Origin of the sequence: Amycolatopsis sp. NPDC058986 (genome assembly GCF_042741125.1) — a bacterium.
Classification (GTDB): Bacteria; Actinomycetota; Actinomycetes; order Mycobacteriales; family Pseudonocardiaceae; genus Amycolatopsis.
Genome location: NZ_JBHYJW010000086.1, coordinates 1 through 17,104, shown reverse-complemented (window position 1 = coordinate 17,104; position 17,104 = coordinate 1). Strand labels below are relative to the sequence as shown.

Here is a 17,104-nt window from a genome sequence, read left to right as displayed (position 1 = left end):
GGTCACCTCCTTGGCACACCGAAGAAAGCGGCGATCTGGTCCGGGGTCGCGGCCGGTTCCGGCTCGGTCTCGACGCCGGGGCGCGGCACCGGACGCGGCCGCTCCGGCGGGTCGGCGTGCTCGTCGGAGTTCGCCGAGACGAACAGCCAGTTGCCCACGGCCAGTTCGTCGATGGCGCCGGCCAGCAGGTGCTCGGTGAGGCCCCAGTCGGCCGTCTCCCCGTGCACCGCGCGCACCAGCGCGGATTCGCGGGGCAGGTGCTTGATCAGCACCCGCAGCCGCCGGGGTGAGAGCCTGCCGCGGTAGTAGTCGAGCAGGTCCACCCGGTAGAACCGGAGGAGGTCGGCTTCCACGGCCTCGCCGTGCTCGCTCAGGAGCGCGTCGAGGCCGAGGATTCCCCCAGCGCCATACCGGTGTCGCGGCCGTACGCCTCCAGCAGCGCCTGGATGTCCTGCACGCTCAGCGCGTGCTCGTCGAGTCGTTTGAACTGCTCGTCGCCGAGCAGCACCTGCAGCAGACCGTCCAAATCGGACGCGTCGAGCGTGGCCAGCCGGGTCACCGCGTCGCGCGGCAGTTCGGTCGGCAGTGCGAAGGTGACGCCGTCGAGTTCGAACTCCCAGTGCTCGCCCAGCGCTTCGAGCCGCTGGGCTCTCGCCGCGTTGACGTTGTACTTCGCCATCGATGTCCCCTCCGGCCGTTCAGGCGTGCTGTTCTTCGGTTTCCGCCGTCGCGGCGGTCGGCGCCGTCTGGTTCATGGACCACTGCGCCAGTGGCTCGAACCGCGCGTTGATCGGGGTGAGCGCGGTGAAGGTGACGCCGAGCTTGATCGCCGCCGTCCTGGTCACCGCGGTTTCCTCGGTTTCGGTGACGACCCCGCGCGGGATGTAGAAGCGGTGCCGGACCGTCGGGCCGTCGCTGAATTCGATGCCCAGCGCGCGTTCGTCGACCCGGGGCGCGGCGGCGATCTCGTAGACGTTCGGTGTGGCCGGACTGGGTGAGGCGAAGAAGAACGGCAGCGTGTCGGCGTTGAGCTGCAGCAGCGAGAACTTCACCGAGAGGTCCCGGTCGCTGAAGACGTACCGGATCGAGGCGACGCTCTGCCAGGTGTCGACCGGATCGAGCTTGTCCTTCTTGACGAACTTGACCCCGTCGGCGGAGGTGTAGCCGAGGTTGACCCACGGCGCGTCCCAGCTCTTGGTGAAATCGGCCGGTGCCGGCGTGTGCGCCGGTGCCACGAAGATCGAGCCGGTCCCCGCGACGCGGATCTCGTTGGCGTTCAGTCCTGGCATGGCAGCCTCCTGCTGCGCCGCCCGGCCCATGGTCAGGCCGGTCTTGGGTACACCTCGAGGACGAACCGGTACTTCATCAGGTACCGGTTCGCGTCTGAGTGCCTTCGGTCGACCGAAAAGCACGGGCCCTGGATTTCGGCGAGATCGCTCGCCCCGAGAGCCGCCCGGGTCAGCAACGGCAGCACGCCGCGCACCACGCACGCGAGCGCGTGCGCGGCGATCTTGTCCGGGCCGTAGGAATCGATGCGGACTTCGGCGTTGTCGAGCTGGTCGTCGTCGACGAAGACGCCACCGAGCCGGGTGAGCACGACCGCCCGCTGAGTGCCGTTGAATCCCGGTGGCAGCACCGAGCCGATCGGCACGCCGGACAGTTCCTGGCGTCCCTGGAGGAATCCCGCCACGACACTCTCGACGTTCGGGAAGTTCAGTGGTCGCGCGTCCGCCGCGGTCATGACGGTCAAGCCCCCCACCTCCCCGTGGCCCCCGGATGTGACCAAGGTAACCCCGCGAACGGCACACGCAACCGGCCAAACGGGCGATGGGGCCCTACGCCGAGGGCGTCCTCACCGGTCGTGAAAAACCGGCGAGGACGCCCTTGAATGTGTCAGATGGAAACTGTGTCAGCCGACGGCGACGGCGAACACGTGCAGTTCGCCGCCGGACGTCGTGGCCGGGAAGGTAACGCTGGCGACGGTCTTTCCGGCGTCCAGCGTGATCGGCGCGGTGGCGAACACCATCGTGCGGATCTGTTGCGGGGTACTGCCCGCCGTGTTGCGGTACGGCGTGGACAGCACGACGCGGTTGCCGTACGCGGGCTGGTTCGCGCCGCCGCCGAGCGTCCAATCCGAAAAGCCGATGTTCGCACTTCCCTTGCTGCCATCGGTGTAGGTGATCGTCAGCGTCCCCGACGCGTTCCCGTTCGCCGCCGCGCCCAGCAGCGACAACCGGCCCGAGCCCGAGACGTTCAGGGTCTGCCCGGACGCGGCGATGTTGTCCGGGTCGCCGACCGCGGCCGACGGCCAGGTGAACTTGAGCCCGTCGACCGTGATCGCGGCGCCCGGCTTCGCCCCAGCGGCGGCCAGCGCGTCGGCCGAGTAGCTCCAGCCTCCGCCGTCGAAGTTCGCCGCCTCGGGCTTGGCGTCCGGCGAGATCCCGGCGTTGTTCACCGTCGCGAGCCAGCTGCCCGGCTGCGCGACGAGCACCGTGAGCGTCGCCTGGGTGTTCGCCAGGCCCGGCGAGGAGAACGTCACCGGGATCCGGCGAGCGCCGTCGGACGTACCCGCCGGGACGCTCACCGTGATGTCCGCGCGCGCCTTGCCCGCCGCGGGGACGTCAACACTGCCGGACGCCGGCGACACCGTGACACCGTCCACAGAGGACGCTGTCCAGGTCCACTTCCGCGCGGTGCCGGAAAGATCCTGCACACCCACCGACGCCTTGGCCGTCGTGCCCGCCGGAGTCACCACGCGTGCCGGGTCCACAAACGACAGACTGGGCTTCTCCTGGTCACGGAAGGACGGCGGCGCGTCCGCGGTGGCACTCCCCCACGCGGTCGGCGTCGCCGAGAGCGCGAAGTCGAGCTTGCCACCGGTCGAGATCAGCGCCTCGGGCAGCCAGGCCTTGCCGACGTCGGTGCCGTTGACCTTCAGGCCCGCGACGTACGTGCCCGAACCCTGCCCGCTGACGGTGATCTTCTTGCCCGCGCCGGTGGTCAGCGTCGCCTTGGGGAACAGCGGGGTGTTCAGCAGCGTCTCGGCGCGGCCCGGGATCTCCGGGTAGATGCCGAGCGCGGCCCAGACGTACCACGAGGACATCTGGCCGAGGTCGTCGTTGCCGACCAAGCCTTCCGGCTTCGGGTTGTACAGGTCGGTCATCGCGCGGCGCACGATGGACTGCGTCTTGGCGGGAGCCCCCGCGTAGGAGTACACCCACGGCGCGTTCGAGTTCGGTTCGTTGCCCAGGAAGGCATACGGCTCATGGGTTCCCGCGTTCAGCTTGGTGAAGAAGGTGTCCAAACGGGACTCCACGGCCTTGTTCCCGCCGAACGCGGTCACCAGCCCGCCGAGGTCGTAGGGCACCATCCAGTCGTACTGCGCGCCGTTGCCCTCGACCCAGCCCTGCGAGCTGGACGGGTTGTAGTTCCCGGAGAACGAGCCGTCCGCACCGCGCGGCTGGAGGTGTCCGCTGCCCGGGTTGTAGAGGTTCTGCCAGTTCTGCGCGCGCTTCATGAACGTCTGGTACGTCGCGCTGTCGCCGAGCCGCCGCGCGAGCTGCGCGATCGAGAAGTCGGCGCTGGTGTATTCGAGGGTGTCGGCACCCGCGCCGGGCACGTAGCCGAGCTTCTGGTAGTCCTCGAGACCCGGCCGTTCGGTGTAGCCCTGCGTCGGCTGCGTCGCGCCCTTGATCATGAGCAGCAACGCTTTCTTCGCGTCGAAGTCACGGGCACCGAAGGCGTACGCGCTGGACACGATGATGTGGTAGGGGTCGCCGTTCATCACGCCGGTGTAGTCGTTCGCGACCGTCCAGCGGTCCCACGAGCCGCCCTGCTCGGCGTAGGCCATCATCGAGCGGACGATATCCGAGGTCTCCTTCGGCGCGATCGTCGCCAGCAGCGGGATCTCCGAACGGTAGATGTCCCAGCCGGAGAAGTTCGTGTACATCGCGTGGCCGCGTTCGGCCTTGTGGATCCGGCCGTCGAAACCGGGATAGCTACCGTCCACATCGGAGAAGACGTTCGGCTGGATCAGCGAGTGGTACAGCGAGGTGTAGAACGTCGAGGTGTCGGCGTCCGAACCGCCTTCGACGGCGATCTTGCCGAGCTGGTCGTTCCATGCCTTGCGCGCCGACTTGGCGACGTCGTCGAAGGACCGCTTGGTGTTCTCCGCCTTCAGGTTCGCCTTGGCGCCATCGACGGACACAAAGGACAGTCCTACTTGGACGTTCACCTGCGCGCCCGCGAGGTTGTCGAAGGTGACGTACCCGCCGCTGCCCGGACCACTCACGGTCGTGTCCTGCGGCGCGATCGACGCCGCGCGCGCGAGTGTCGCCTTGTCACCGTTGGGCCGCGCCACCTTCGGCTGCGCTCCCCCGGTCTCGGCGGCCTTGCCCGGCGTCACCGCGCCGTTCTTCCACGTCCCGATCGAGGCGAACGGGGTGTCGAACTTCGCCGAGAAGTACACCCGGTAGCTGTCCTTGGCCCCGCAGAAGCGGCCGCTGGTGGCCCAGCCGCTGATGGTGTCCTTGCCGATGGTGATCGAGGCGTCGTCGGTGCCCATGACCGAGCCGGAGGTGTTGAGCAGCAGGGTCGAGGAGGCACCCGCCGGGTAGGTGAACCGGCCCGAGCCGGTGCGCTGGGTGGTGCTCAGCTCGACCTTCGCACCGCTGTCGAGGGTGACGTCGTAACGGCCGGGGCTGGTGTGTTCGTTGGCATGGGAGAACTTCGAGGTGTAACGGCCGGGGTCGGTCGCGGGCGAGGTGGTGACCTCGCCGACGAACGGGATGAACGGGATGTCCTCGTACGTCGAGCAGCCCGCGCCCGAGAGGTGCGTCAGGCTGAAGCCCTTCAACGCGTTGTCGTCATAGAAATAGCCGCCGTGCTGGGCTTTCACGGTGTCCGGGCTCCACTGCACCATCCCGAACGGCGACACCGCGCCGGGGAAGGTGTTCCCGGCGCCGCCGCCGGTGCCGTGGTCCTGGCCGCCGGGGCGGGTCCCGACGAACGTGTTGACCCACTTGGCGGGGTCTTGGACAGCAGCCGCAGTGTTCGCCGCCGCGGCGGGGATCGCGGGTGCCACCGCGGCCGTCACGGCCGTCGTCAGCAACACCAGCCCGGCTCTGAAGCGCGCTCGCGCCATCGCCATCGCCTCTCCTACTCCAGGCGCGACCGTGTCGTCTTGAGAACCGAGAGCGTGGGGGGTGACAACCTTGTCGCGCACACCGTCGATGCGGGCAACGATGGGGAAGTGCTCACGAGAACGTCAAGGCTCACGGCGCAGCCTGTCTGTTTCAAGACACGCTGATCATCCGTCCGTCGTAACGTTTCGACCCGGAAAAATGTCTACTTTATCGATTCGGGTATTGACACGGACCGCCGTCGTGATGTCGAATCCTGCCACTATGACAACGTTGTCGCCCGGTGGCCCGGAATCCGGCCACCGCACCACCAGCAGACGAGCCACGATGAGCGATGTGGCCCGGCTCGCGGGCGTCAGCATCAAGACCGTCTCGCGGGTCGTCAACGACGAGCCGGCCGTCCACCCGGACACCGCCGAACGCGTCATGGCCGCGATCGAGCAGCTCGGTTTCCGGCGCAACCTCGGCGCGCGCAACCTGCGCCGCGGGTCGACCACCGGCACCATCGGCCTGATCGTCGAGGACGTCGGCAACCCGTTCTACTCCGAGCTGAACCGGGCTGTCGAGCGCATCGCGACCTCCTTCGGCCGCCAGGTGCTCACCGGCTCGTCGGAGGAGAACTCCGATCGGGAGCGGGAACTGGCGCTGGAGTTCTGCGCGCGCCGGGTCGACGGGATCTTGATCGTGCCCGCCGGGATGCAGCACGGCTACCTCGTGCCGGAGATGCGCGCGGGCACCCCCGTGGTGTTCCTCGACCGCCCGGCAGGCGACATCGTGGCCGACACCGTGCTCGTCGACAACCTCGGTGGCACCGTCGAAGCCGTCACGCACCTCGCGAAACACGGCCACCGCCGGATCGCCTTCCTCGCCGACAGCCCGGACATCTTCACCGCGGCCGAGCGCCTGCGCGGCTTCCGGGAAGGCTGTGTGCGCAACGGGATCCCCTACGACGAGAGCCTCGTCGCGATGGGCACACCGACGCCGGAACGCATCGGCGAGGCTGTCCGCGCACTGCTGACCGGGCCTTCGGCGGCCACCGCTGTCATCGCCGGGAACAACCGCGTCGCCGTGCACCTGCTGCGCGCGCTCGCCCACGCCGAACACCGCCCGGCGATGGTCAGCTTCGACGACTTCGAGCTGGCGGATCTGCTCGACCCGCCGGTCACCGTCATCGCGCACGACGTCGGCGCGCTCGGGCACGCGGCGGCCGAACTGCTGTTCGCCCGTGTCCAAGGAGATCCCACCGCCCCCAGAAAGGTAGTCCTGCCCGTGCATCTAGTCGCCCGTGGCTCCGGGGAGGTGGCGCCGAAGTGAGCGCCCACCTCGAACCCGTCGGTCTCCCGGCCAATCAGCCACCGCAGTTCTACCGCGGCGGCGACGCCATCGCGGCTTTACGCGGAGCGTCTACTTCGGACACCAAGTTCGGCCCGGAGGACTGGGTCGCCTCCGCCACCACGATGTTCGGGCAGGAGACCCACGGCCTGACGAAGCTGCCCAGCGGCGTCTGGCTGCGGGACGCGGTCCGCGAGAACCCGGTCGCCTGGCTCGGTGCCAAGCACGTCGAGGCGATGGGTGATTCGACCGGCCTGCTGGTCAAGCTGCTCGACGCCGGGCAGCGGCTGCCGGTGCACTTCCACCCGACCGACGCGTTCGCGCGGCAGCACTTCGACTCGCACTTCGGCAAGACCGAGGCGTGGATCGTGGTCGGCACCTACGGCGACGACCCGCGCGTGTACCCGGGCTTCAAGGAGACGGTGAGCAAGCAGACCGTCGCCGAGTGGACCCGCGAGCAGGACGCGCCCAGCATGCTCGGCGCGTTGAACAGCATCCCGGTCACCGCGGGCGACACGGTCTATATCCCGGCCGGGCTGCCGCACGCGATCGGCGAAGGCGTGTTCGTGGTCGAGCTGCAGCAGCCGACCGACTTCTCGCTGACACTGGAATGGCGGGACTTCCTGGCGAACCCGAAGAAGGGCCACCTCGGCCTCGGCTTCGACACCGCCATCGAAACGCTGGACACCACCGGCTGGGACGACGAACGGCTCACGAGCATCGTCAAGCACACCGGCTCGGACAGCTCGTCCACTGTGGACCTGCTGGCCGACGGCTCGGACGCCTTCTTCCGCGCCGACCGGCTCCGTCCTCATGCGACAACGTTGTCACTGGACCCGTCGTTCGCGGTGCTGGTGGTCATGGAAGGGTCCGGCGTGCTGCGCACCGAGCACGGTGGCGAGTACGCGCTGAACAAGGGCGAGACGTACGTGGTCCCGCACGACGCCGGGCAGTCCACAGTGGAGGGTGACCTTTCACTCATCCGCTGTCGTCCGCCCGTTCCGGAGAAGAGGTCGCAGGCGTGAGCGAAATCCTGCTGGACGCACAGAATCTGACGAAGTACTACGGCTCGGTCGAGGCACTGCGCGGGGCCTCGTTCCAGGCCCGCGCGGGCGAGGTCACCGCACTGATCGGTGACAACGGCGCCGGAAAGTCCACTTTGGTCAAATGCCTGTCCGGGGCGGAACAGCCGACGTCGGGCAAGATCCTGCTCGACGGCGCCGAGATCCACCTCGACTCGCCGACCACCGCGCGGCGCATGGGCATCGAGACGGTGTACCAGGACCTCGCGGTCGCGCCGGAGCTCGACCCGGCCGCGAACCTGTTCCTGGGCAGGGAGATCCACCGCAAGGGCATCCTCGGCAAGCTCGGGATGCTGGACAAGGCGGAGATGCGCCGTCAGGCGGTCGAGGAGTTCAAGCGGCTCGGCGTGACGTTGCAGAGCACCGACGTGCCGATCGGTTCGCTGTCCGGTGGCCAGCGCCAGAGCGTCGCCGTGGCGCGTTCGGTGGTGTGGGCCTCGAAGGTCGTGTTCATGGACGAGCCGACCGCCGCACTCGGCGTCGTGCAGCGGGAACGCGTGCTCGACGTGGTCAAGAAGGTGCGGGACAAGGGCATCGCGGTCGTGCTGATCAGCCACAACATGCCCGAGGTGCTGTCGGTGTCGGACCGGATCGAGGTGCTGCGGCTCGGCAAGCGCGTCGCCCGCTTCACCGGTGCCGACACGAAGCTGGAAGACCTGGTCGCCGCGATGACCGGCGCACTGGTACAGGAAGAGGCGGCATGACCGTGACAACCCCCGCTCAGAAGGACCCGGACATCCAGACCGCGCCGGACGCGGGCTTCGGCAAACTGCCGCTCGGCAAGCGGCTGGTCGGGGCCAACACGTTCTGGATCGCGCTGGTGCTGCTCGCGCTGATCGTGGTGTTCACCGCGATCGCGCCCGCCGAGTTCGCCACGCTGTTCACTTTCCAGACACTGCTCATCGAGACCTCGGTGCTGCTGGTGCTCTCGGTCGGTATGACGTTCGTGATCATCACCTCGGGCATCGACCTGTCGGTCGGCTCGGTGCTGATCTTCGCGGGCATGGTGGCCGGGAAGACGATGGAAGCGCTTTCCGGTGGCGACGCGAGCCACGCGGGCTGGGGCGTCATCCTGGTCGGCCTGCTCGCCGCGGTCGTGGCGGGCACGGTGTGGGGCCTGCTCAACGGGTTCCTCATCGCGGTGGCGAACATCCCGCCGCTGATCGTCACGCTCGGCACCATGGGCGCGGCGCTCGGCGCGGCGTACCTGCTGAACAACGGGTCCGACGTGCGGAGCGTGCCGACCGAGCTCAACAAGACCCTCGGCTACGGGACGTCTTTCGGCGGCGTGCCGAACCTGGTGCTGGTGGCCGTGGTCATCACGCTCATCGGCGCGTGGCTGCTGCACACCACGAAGTTCGGGCGCTACACCTTCGCCGTCGGCTCCAACGCCGAGGGCGCGCGCCGGGCGGGCATCGGCGTCACCGCGCATCTGCTCAAGGTGTACACGCTGACCGGCTTCCTCGCCGGGATCGCGGGTTTCCTCTCGCTGGCGTACTACGCGTCGACGACGATCTCCGCGCACACCACCGACAACCTCAACGCCATCGCGGCGACGGTGATGGGCGGGACGAGCCTCTTCGGCGGCGTCGGGTCGATCCTCGGCACCGTGATCGGCGTGTTCATCCCGGCCGTGCTGAAGAAGGGCTTCAACATCACGCACGTCCAGGACTTCTGGCAGATGATCGCGGTCGGCGCGGTGCTGATCGCGGCGGTGTGGTTCGACCAGCGGCGCCGGCGTCGCCGCAACTCCCGGTAATTTTCCCTACTGCACAAAGAGGTGCTCCACGATGAAGTTGAGAAAGTCCCTCGTCGCCGCCGGCGCGCTCGCCTCCGCCGCCGCCCTGCTGACCGCGTGCGGCGGTGGCCAGGTCGGCCAGAGCGGCTCCGGTGACTCCAAGCCCGCCAACAACAAGAAGCTCATGCTGGTTCCCGGCGTGCAGGCCGAGCCGTTCTACATCTCGATGCAGTGCGGTGCCCAGGCCGAGGCGAAGAAGCTCGGCTACGAGCTGACCACGCAGGCGCCGCAGAAGTTCGACGCGGCCATGCAGACCCAGATCGTCAACGCGCTGGGCTCGAACCCGCCCGCCGGGCTGCTCATCGCGCCGACCGACGCGCAGGCGATGCTGGCGCCGATCCAGCAGGTCAAGAGCCGCGGCTCGAAGATCGTCGAAGTGGACACCGCGCTGAAGGACACCAGCGTGGCGGAGTCCTCGGTCTCCTCGGACAGCGTCGAGGGCGGCAAGCTGGCGGCGCAGACGCTGGCGAAGCTGCTCGGTGACAAGAAGGGGTCGGTGCTGGTGCTCGACACCATCGCCGGGACCTCGACCACGAACGCCCGCGCCAAGGGCTTCGAGGACGAGCTGAAGAACCACCCGAACCTCAAGTCGGCCGGGGTGCAGTTCACCCAGAACGAGCCGGACCAGGCCGCGTCGAAGGTGTCGGCGGCGCTGTCGTCCACTCCGGACCTGGTGGGGATCTTCGCCACCAACCTGAACACCGGCGAGGGCGCGGCGACCGGCCTGCGCAACGCGGGCAAGGTCGGCGCCGTCAACCTGGTCGGCTTCGACGCCAGCCCGTCCGAAGTGGACGGTCTGAAGAAGGGCGAGTACCAGGCGCTCATCGCGCAGGACCCGGCGGCCATCGGCCAGCAGGGCGTGCAGCAGGCGGTGAACGCGCTGGAGGGCAAGCCGGTGACCCGCAACCTGACCCCCGGCCTGCACTCGATCACCAAGGCGGACATGGACGCCAACGCGCAGTACTTCTACAAGCAGCAGTGCTGATCCCGCGGCGCTGAAGGTCCGTGAATGCCACATTGAGGGACTCTGAGTCCCTCAATGTGGCATTCACGGACGCCCGGGCTACTGGCGGGCGCGGATGACGTCTTCGACGGACTGCGGGATGGTGGTTTCGAAGTCCAGGAGCTTCGCCCAGTCCGGGGTGATCGTGATCCGGACCATCTGGTCGTAGAGGGCGTGCACCCCGTTCGACCACTCCTCGAACTGCTCCGGCGGGACCAGCTTGCGGCTGGCCGCCACGTATTCCTCCGGCACCCCGTCCACCAGCTCGGTGCTCGCCGCGCCGCGGATCAGCAACACACGCGGCGGGTGGCAACTCTGGGTGTCGATGGTGAGCGAGACGCGGGGGTTGCTCACCAGCGCCCGCACCTTCGCGCTCTTCGGCAGCGTGCACACGATGATCCGCGCGCCGTCCCAGTGGAACGCGATCGGGATGACCCGCGGATCCCCGTCGAGCCCGACGTAGGCCAGCCGGGCCGGGATCGACGAGCCCAGCAGCTCCTCGGAAATCGGCTTGGCCAGTACCGCCGCGACGTCTTCGTGCTTCATGGTGGTCTCCTCGGGTGCGGGTGCCGATCGTGGCACTTTCGCGGGGATGACGGAACCGGATCGGCGTTCTCGACATCACTCCCGGTTAGACTCTCCTTCCTCACTGTCCCGAGCTGTCCCGAACTGTCCCGAAGCGGCACCGAGGGGAGGTCCGACGTCCGTGCTGGCGAAACGCGCGGCCTCGGCCGCCGATCCCCTGCCCGTGCTCGCCGCAGCGCGCCGGATCACCCACGACCTGATGGACGGCCTCGCCGGGGCCCACGCCCGCAGGGCCGCCCACGGCCTGCGACGGCTGTTCGGCGTGCCGGGCCTCGGGCTGGCCGACCTCTCCGGCTCGCTGCTCTGGTCGGGTCGTCCCGGCTCGGACGACGTCGTCGCGAAGCTGCTCGAAGAGACACTGCGCAGCGAGCAGCCCGGGGCCGACGCGGAGCTGCGCGTCCTGCCGCTGCACGTCCACGACGAGCCCGCCGGCGCGCTGCTGGTCGTCGGCGACGTACCGGCGAGCGTGGCTCGCGAGGCCGCCGACCTGGTGGTCCAGGCGCTGGAGCGGGGCAGGCTGGAGGCGTCCGCGGAGCAGGCGGCGGAGGCCGAGCTGCGGGCGCTGCGCGCGGAGATGTCACCGCATTTCGTCTACAACGCGCTGACCGTGATCGCCTCACTGGTGCGTTCGGACCCGGACCGCGCCCGCGACCTCATGCTCGACTTCGCCGACTACACGCGCTACAGCCTCGCCCGGCACGGCGAATACACCGTCGTCGCCGAGGAGTTCCGCGCGGTCGAGACGTACCTGGCGCTGCAGCGGGCGGTACTCGGCGAGCGGCTGCGCGTCCAGGTCAGGGTGGCGCCGGAGGTGCTCGCCGTCGCGGTGCCGTACCTGGTGCTGGAACCGTTGGTGGAGAACGCGATCCGGCACGGGATCGAGCCGCGCTCGGGCACCGGGCTCGTCCAGGTGGACGGGCAGGCGGAAGGGAACCACTGCGTGATCACGGTCGAGGACGACGGCGTCGGGATGGCGCCGGAGCGGGCCGCGGAGATCCTGGCGGGCAAGGGCTCCGACGGCGGCGTCGGACTGGCCAATGTGGACAGACGGCTGCGCGACGTCTACGGCGCCTGGTACGGGCTGACCGTGGAGACCGCCATCGGCGCGGGCACCCGGGTGATCGTGCGTGTACCCCGCTTTCAGCCGGGGGTGCTTCCGTGACCGGGCTGCGGGTACTCGCCGTGGACGACCTGGCGCCCGCGCTCGACGAGCTGTGCCGGATGCTGCGCGAGGCGCCCGAAGTCGGCGAGGTCGTCGGTGCCGGAGACGCGCTGAAGGCGTTGAAACTCCTTCAGGCGGACCACTTCGACGCGGTGTTCCTCGACATCTCCATGCCCGGCCTCGACGGGCTGGAACTGGCCTCGTTGCTGGCGAAGCTGTCCGAACCGCCGGTGATCGTGTTCGTCACCGCGCACGACGGGCACGCGGTCACCGCGTATGGCATCGGCGCGGTCGACTACCTGCTCAAGCCGGTCCGCGCCGAACGGCTGTCGGCCGCGCTGGCGAAGGTGACGCGCATGGCGGCGCCTTCGCGTCCCGCTCCCGACGCGATGGCCGCGCTGCCGGTCGACTCCGGCGGCCGGACCCGGTACGTGCGGCGCGACGACGTCCTGTTCGCAGAGGCACACGGCGACTACGTCCGGCTGCACACGAAGGCCGGAGTGCACGTGGTGCGGATGCCGATCTCGCGGCTGGAGGAGTACTGGGAGGGCACCGGGTTCAGCCGGGTGCACCGCGGGTTCCTGCTGGCCGTCGACGCGGTGCTGGAGCTGCGCAGCGACACCACCGGCGGCCTGCTCGCGCACACCGAGGCCGGGGACGTCCCTGTCAGCCGCAGGCACGCCCGCGACCTGCGGGACAGGCTGCTCGAAGCCGCGCAACGCGGTCAGCTCGGGTCTCGGCGATGAGCCGCGTCCGGCGGGTCGCCGTCACCAGCCCGCAGACCCGGCTCGCGCACGCGCGGCGGCAGGCGCGGGGCCGCTGGCGGCAGCCCCGGCTGCGCGCGGCGGACGCGCAGCGCGCGAGCGAGCTGTACCGGGCACAGCGACGTCGCGGGATTCCGGCGCTGGTGCTCATCTTCGCGTTGTTGCTCGGGCTGCCCGCGGTGTTCGCGGTGTTCCCCGGGCTGGATTCGGTGCGGTTGTGGGGAATCCCGCTGTCGTGGCTGATGATCGCGGTGCTGCCGTACCCGGCGATGGCCCTGCTCGCCCGCTGGCAGCTGCGCCGCGCCGAACGCCTCGAGGACGACTCGTGACCGGGGAGACCTGAGTGGGGGTCGCGTTAGCCGTCGCGCCGGTGGTGGCGGTGACGCTGCTGATCGGGATCCGGGGCGTCGCGGCGATGCGGACGACGTCGGACTTCCTCGTCGCCTCACGCCGGGTCTCGCCGCTGGTGAACTCGGCGGCGGTGTCCGGCGAGTACCTGTCGGCGGCATCCTTCCTCGGCGTCGCCGGACTCGTGGTGAAGGACGGGGTCGGCGCGCTGTGGTACCCGGTCGGGTTCACCGCGGGCTACATCGCGATGCTCGTGCTGGTCGCGGCGCCGATGCGGCGGTCGGGCGCGCTCACCGTGCCGGACTTCGCCGAGGCGCGGCTGGCCTCGCCCGCGCTGCGCAAGCTGTCCGCCGTGGTCATCCTGGTGATCGGCACGATCTACGTCCTCCCCCAGTTCCGCACCGCCGGCCTGGTGCTCAAGGCCGTCGGCGGCACGCCGTACTGGGTCGGCGTCGTGATCGCCGGGACGGCGGTGAGCGTGACGCTCGCGCTCGGCGGGATGCGCGCGGCGACGTACGTGCAGGCGTTCCAGTTCGTGCTGAAGCTGCTGCTGTTCCTGGTCCCGGCGATCTGGCTGGTGCTGCAGGCGGGCGCGGTGAACCGGGACGCGGCACTGCATCCGGTGGAATTCACCCGGTTCGAGCACGACACCCCGGTCTCGTTCGAGATCGACACGACGCTGCGGATCACCGAGCCGACAACGCTGCGCACGCAGGACGGCGGCACCCGCGTCCTGCAGCCCGGCGAACTTTCCTTGAGCAGCAAGGACAAACTGACGTTCGCCGCGGGAGCGCCCGTGCCGTCGGTGCCGGGCGTCGCGCCGCTGGGCGGCCGTGACTGGCAGCGGCCGCTGCTGGACCTCGGCGACCAGGGCTACCCGCTGCTGAGCACCTGGTCGATCCTGATCGCGATCATGCTGGGCACGATGGGCCTGCCGCACGTCCTGATGCGCTTCCACACCAGCCCGGACGGCCGCGCCGCCCGCCGGACCGCGGCGATCACCGTGGCGCTGCTCGGCGTTTTCTACCTGTTCCCCGGGATCTACGGCGTGCTCGGCCGGGTGCTGGTGCCCCAGCTGTACCTGTCCGGCGGTACCGACACCGTCGTCGTCGCCCTCCCGTCCCAAGTGGACAGTGGATGGGCCGGGCAGTTGTTCACCGCGCTGCTCACCGCGGGCGCGTTCGCGGCGTTCCTCGCGACGTCGCTGGGCCTGCTGCTGGTGATGTCCGGGGCGCTCGCCTACGACCTCATGCCCGGCGGCCTGCGGCGGCTGCGGGTGACGGTGGTCGTCGTCGCGGGCGTGATGGTGCTGCTCGCGCTGCCCTCGGCGCGCTTCGGCGCGGGCGAGCTGGTCACCTGGGGCTTCACCGTGGCGGCGTCGACGTTCTGCCCGCTGCTGGTGCTCGGCATCTGGTGGCCGCGGCTGACCGCGGCGGGCGGGATCGCCGGGGTGCTCGCCGGGCTGCTGGCCTCGTCGGGTTCGTTCCTGTTCACCCTCGCCGGACCCAAACTGCACGGCTGGGTGGCGATCGTGGTGGCCCAACCGGCACTCTGGTCGGTACCGTCGGCATTCGGCGTAATGATGCTGGTCTCTTCGCGGGGCAGGCCGCCCTCCTGGTCGACGACGGCGATGCTGCGATTGCATCTGCACGAGCGCCGTTCGTCCCCGGCGACGCGCCGTTCGTCAACCGTTCGTCGTCGGAGCTTGCGTTTGAACCGCTGACGGTTCCGTCCTCACCTGGTGATCCCTACCGTGGCGCGCACCACATTCGCAGTGCCGCGAGGAGACGCCGATGAGCACCACAGACACCGACGTGACCGGCGGGCCACCGGACGCCACGGTCTGGGAAAAGGCCCATGAAAGCGCGGAGTTCCGGGAGTTGCGCGGCCGCCTGCGCCGCTTCGTCTTCCCGATGGCGGCGTTGTTCCTCGCCTGGTACCTGCTCTATGTCCTGCTCGCCGACTACGCGCACGGGTTCATGAGCACCAAGCTGTTCGGCAACATCACCGTCGGCCTCGTCTTCGGGCTGCTGCAGTTCGTGTCGACCTTCCTGATCACGTGGCTGTATGTGCGCTACGCCAACAAGAAGCTCGACCCGGTGGCCGAAAAGATCCGCACGGACCTGGAAAAAGAGGAGGAGAAGGCATGAGCGCCACGCTCGCCGCAAGCGTCGAAGGCAGCAGCCCGCTCCTGAACATCAGCATTTTCGCGCTGTTCGTGCTGATCACGCTCGTGATCGTGTTCCGCGCCAGCCGTAACACCAAAACGGCGTCGGACTACTACGCCGCCGGCCGCGCGTTCACCGGGCCGCAGAACGGTATCGCGATTTCCGGCGACTACCTCTCGGCGGCGTCGTTCCTCGGTATCGCGGGCGCCATCGCGGTCTACGGTTACGACGGATTCCTGTATTCGATCGGCTTCCTGGTCGCGTGGCTGGTCGCGCTGCTGCTCGTCGCGGAGTTGTTGCGCAACACCGGGAAATTCACCATGGGCGACGTTCTGGCCTTCCGGATGCGGCAGCGTCCGGTGCGGGCCGCGGCGGCGATCTCGACGCTCGCCGTGTCGTTCTTCTACCTGCTCGCCCAGATGGCGGGCGCCGGCGGTCTCGTCGCGCTGCTGCTCGGCATCGAGGGCAAGACCGGCCAGACGCTGGTGATCGTCGTGGTCGGCGTCATCATGATCGCGTACGTGCTGATCGGCGGGATGAAGGGCACCACGTGGGTGCAGATCATCAAGGCCGCGCTGCTCATCATCGGCGCGCTGGCGATGACGCTGTGGGTACTCGGCAAGTACGGCTTCAACTTCTCCAGCCTGCTGCAGGCCGCCGTCGACAAGGGCGGCAAGGCCGGGCAGGCGCTGCTCGGGCCGGGCAAGCAGTACGGCGCGACGGGAACGTCCAAATTGGACTTCTTCTCGCTCGGCATCGCGCTGGTGCTGGGCACCGCGGGCCTGCCGCACGTGCTGATGCGCTTCTACACGGTGCCTACCGCGCGTGAGGCCCGGCGTTCCGTGGTGTGGGCGATCGTGCTGATCGGCGTCTTCTACCTGTTCACGCTGGTGCTCGGCTACGGCGCGGGCGCGCTGGTCGGCCCGGACAAGATCAAGGCCGCGCCCGGCGGGGTCAACTCGGCGGCGCCGCTGCTCGCGCTCGAACTCGGCGGTCCGGTGCTGCTGGGCCTGATCGCGGCGATCGCGTTCGCGACGATCCTGGCGGTGGTGGCGGGCCTGACGATCACCGCGTCGGCCTCGTTCGCCCACGACGTCTACGCCAGCGTTGTCAAGAAGGGCAAGGCGACGCCGGGTTCGGAGGTGCGCGTGGCCCGGATCACCGCGCTGGTGATCGGCGCGGTGGCGATCGTCGGCGGCATCCTGGCGAACGGCCAGAACGTCGCGTTCCTGGTGGCGCTGGCCTTCGCGGTCGCGGCGTCGGCGAACCTGCCGACGATCCTCTACTCGCTGTTCTGGAAACGCTTCAACACCCAGGGCGCGCTGTGGTCGATCTACGGCGGCCTGATCGTCACGATCGTGCTCATCGTCTTCTCCCCGGCGGTGTCCGGGAAGCCGATCGACCCGAAGACGGGCAAGAGCGCGTCGATGATCCAGGGTGTCGACTTCCACTGGTTCCCGCTGGACAACCCGGGCCTGGTGTCGATCCCGATCGCGTTCTTCCTCGGCTGGCTCGGCACCGTGCTGTCGAAGGAACACGACGAGAAGAAGTACGCCGAGATGGAGGTCCGCTCGCTGACCGGGGCAGGCGCCGAAAAGGCCGTCGCCCACTGAACCCCGGGGGCCGCGAGGGGGTGCCGCGCCACCCCGCCTCCTCGCAGCCCCCGGCCAAGTCCCAGCATGCCGTTAAGGCCACCTTACGGGCGTCTGACGCCTGTAAGG

The 17,104-nt window shown here is 69.2% G+C and carries 17 protein-coding genes; 11 read left to right on the top strand and 6 right to left on the bottom strand.

Going from position 1 to position 17,104, the window contains the following annotated elements; translation table 11 throughout:
* Window positions 1–2: 2 nt before the first annotated feature.
* From ACFW0G_RS41865 to ACFW0G_RS41845, 5 genes are all read right to left on the bottom strand, one after another.
* On the bottom strand, window positions 3–353 hold the full coding sequence (locus ACFW0G_RS41865; RefSeq protein WP_378331108.1) for a hypothetical protein: 351 nt from the start codon (window positions 351–353) through the stop codon (window positions 3–5).
* Window positions 354–370: 17 nt separating this feature from the next.
* Entirely contained in the window at window positions 371–679 is a 309-nt protein-coding gene (locus ACFW0G_RS41860; protein ID WP_378331107.1) for a hypothetical protein, read from the bottom strand.
* Window positions 680–698: 19 nt separating this feature from the next.
* A complete protein-coding gene (locus ACFW0G_RS41855) occupies window positions 699–1,289 on the bottom strand; it encodes a phage tail protein (protein WP_378331106.1) in 591 nt (196 codons plus the stop codon).
* A 32-nt stretch (window positions 1,290–1,321) separates the two neighbouring features.
* Entirely contained in the window at window positions 1,322–1,750 is a 429-nt protein-coding gene (locus ACFW0G_RS41850; RefSeq protein ID WP_378331105.1) for a hypothetical protein, read from the bottom strand.
* A 159-nt stretch (window positions 1,751–1,909) separates the two neighbouring features.
* A complete protein-coding gene (locus ACFW0G_RS41845; RefSeq protein WP_378331104.1) occupies window positions 1,910–5,149 on the bottom strand; it encodes a GH92 family glycosyl hydrolase in 3,240 nt (1,079 codons plus the stop codon).
* A gap of 319 nt (window positions 5,150–5,468) precedes the next feature.
* Between ACFW0G_RS41845 and ACFW0G_RS41840 the strand changes: the two genes are divergently transcribed.
* From ACFW0G_RS41840 to ACFW0G_RS41820, 5 genes are read left to right on the top strand one after another with little or no spacing between them, the layout of a single operon-like run.
* Entirely contained in the window at window positions 5,469–6,455 is a 987-nt protein-coding gene (locus ACFW0G_RS41840) for a LacI family DNA-binding transcriptional regulator (protein WP_378331103.1), read from the top strand.
* Window positions 6,452–7,498: a class I mannose-6-phosphate isomerase gene (locus ACFW0G_RS41835; RefSeq protein ID WP_378331102.1), complete on the top strand. Its 1,047-nt coding sequence runs from the start codon at window positions 6,452–6,454 to the stop codon at window positions 7,496–7,498. Before ACFW0G_RS41840 ends, ACFW0G_RS41835 begins: the two co-directional genes overlap by 4 nt.
* Complete coding sequence (locus tag ACFW0G_RS41830) at window positions 7,495–8,259, top strand: ATP-binding cassette domain-containing protein (RefSeq protein ID WP_378331101.1); 765 nt, start codon at window positions 7,495–7,497, stop codon at window positions 8,257–8,259. The genes ACFW0G_RS41835 and ACFW0G_RS41830 overlap by 4 nt, the downstream gene beginning before the upstream one ends.
* Complete coding sequence (locus tag ACFW0G_RS41825) at window positions 8,256–9,314, top strand: ABC transporter permease (protein ID WP_378331100.1); 1,059 nt, start codon at window positions 8,256–8,258, stop codon at window positions 9,312–9,314. The genes ACFW0G_RS41830 and ACFW0G_RS41825 overlap by 4 nt, the downstream gene beginning before the upstream one ends.
* Window positions 9,315–9,345: 31 nt before the next feature.
* Window positions 9,346–10,338: an ABC transporter substrate-binding protein gene (locus ACFW0G_RS41820; RefSeq protein WP_378331099.1), complete on the top strand. Its 993-nt coding sequence runs from the start codon at window positions 9,346–9,348 to the stop codon at window positions 10,336–10,338.
* A 78-nt stretch (window positions 10,339–10,416) separates the two neighbouring features.
* On the opposite strand, the gene ACFW0G_RS41815 is transcribed toward ACFW0G_RS41820, so the two are convergent.
* Entirely contained in the window at window positions 10,417–10,902 is a 486-nt protein-coding gene (locus ACFW0G_RS41815) for a pyridoxamine 5'-phosphate oxidase family protein (RefSeq protein WP_378331098.1), read from the bottom strand.
* A gap of 163 nt (window positions 10,903–11,065) precedes the next feature.
* Between ACFW0G_RS41815 and ACFW0G_RS41810 the strand changes: the two genes are divergently transcribed.
* From ACFW0G_RS41810 to ACFW0G_RS41785, 6 genes are all read left to right on the top strand, one after another.
* Window positions 11,066–12,103, top strand: a complete 1,038-nt coding sequence (locus ACFW0G_RS41810; RefSeq protein ID WP_378331124.1) for a sensor histidine kinase — start codon at window positions 11,066–11,068, stop codon at window positions 12,101–12,103.
* Window positions 12,100–12,849 (top strand): LytR/AlgR family response regulator transcription factor, encoded by a 750-nt coding sequence (locus ACFW0G_RS41805; RefSeq protein WP_378331097.1) that lies wholly within the window; start codon window positions 12,100–12,102, stop codon window positions 12,847–12,849. Before ACFW0G_RS41810 ends, ACFW0G_RS41805 begins: the two co-directional genes overlap by 4 nt.
* Complete coding sequence (locus tag ACFW0G_RS41800; protein WP_378331096.1) at window positions 12,846–13,196, top strand: hypothetical protein; 351 nt, start codon at window positions 12,846–12,848, stop codon at window positions 13,194–13,196. Before ACFW0G_RS41805 ends, ACFW0G_RS41800 begins: the two co-directional genes overlap by 4 nt.
* 14 nt (window positions 13,197–13,210) lie before the next feature.
* The gene (locus tag ACFW0G_RS41795) at window positions 13,211–14,938 is read left to right on the top strand and encodes a cation acetate symporter (protein ID WP_378331095.1); all 1,728 of its coding nucleotides are present in this window, start codon (window positions 13,211–13,213) and stop codon (window positions 14,936–14,938) included.
* A gap of 70 nt (window positions 14,939–15,008) precedes the next feature.
* The gene (locus ACFW0G_RS41790; RefSeq protein WP_378331094.1) at window positions 15,009–15,365 is read left to right on the top strand and encodes a DUF485 domain-containing protein; all 357 of its coding nucleotides are present in this window, start codon (window positions 15,009–15,011) and stop codon (window positions 15,363–15,365) included.
* Window positions 15,362–16,996, top strand: coding sequence for a cation acetate symporter (locus tag ACFW0G_RS41785; RefSeq protein WP_378331093.1), 1,635 nt, complete (start codon window positions 15,362–15,364; stop codon window positions 16,994–16,996). The genes ACFW0G_RS41790 and ACFW0G_RS41785 overlap by 4 nt, the downstream gene beginning before the upstream one ends.
* The last annotated feature ends 108 nt before the right edge of the window (window positions 16,997–17,104 follow it).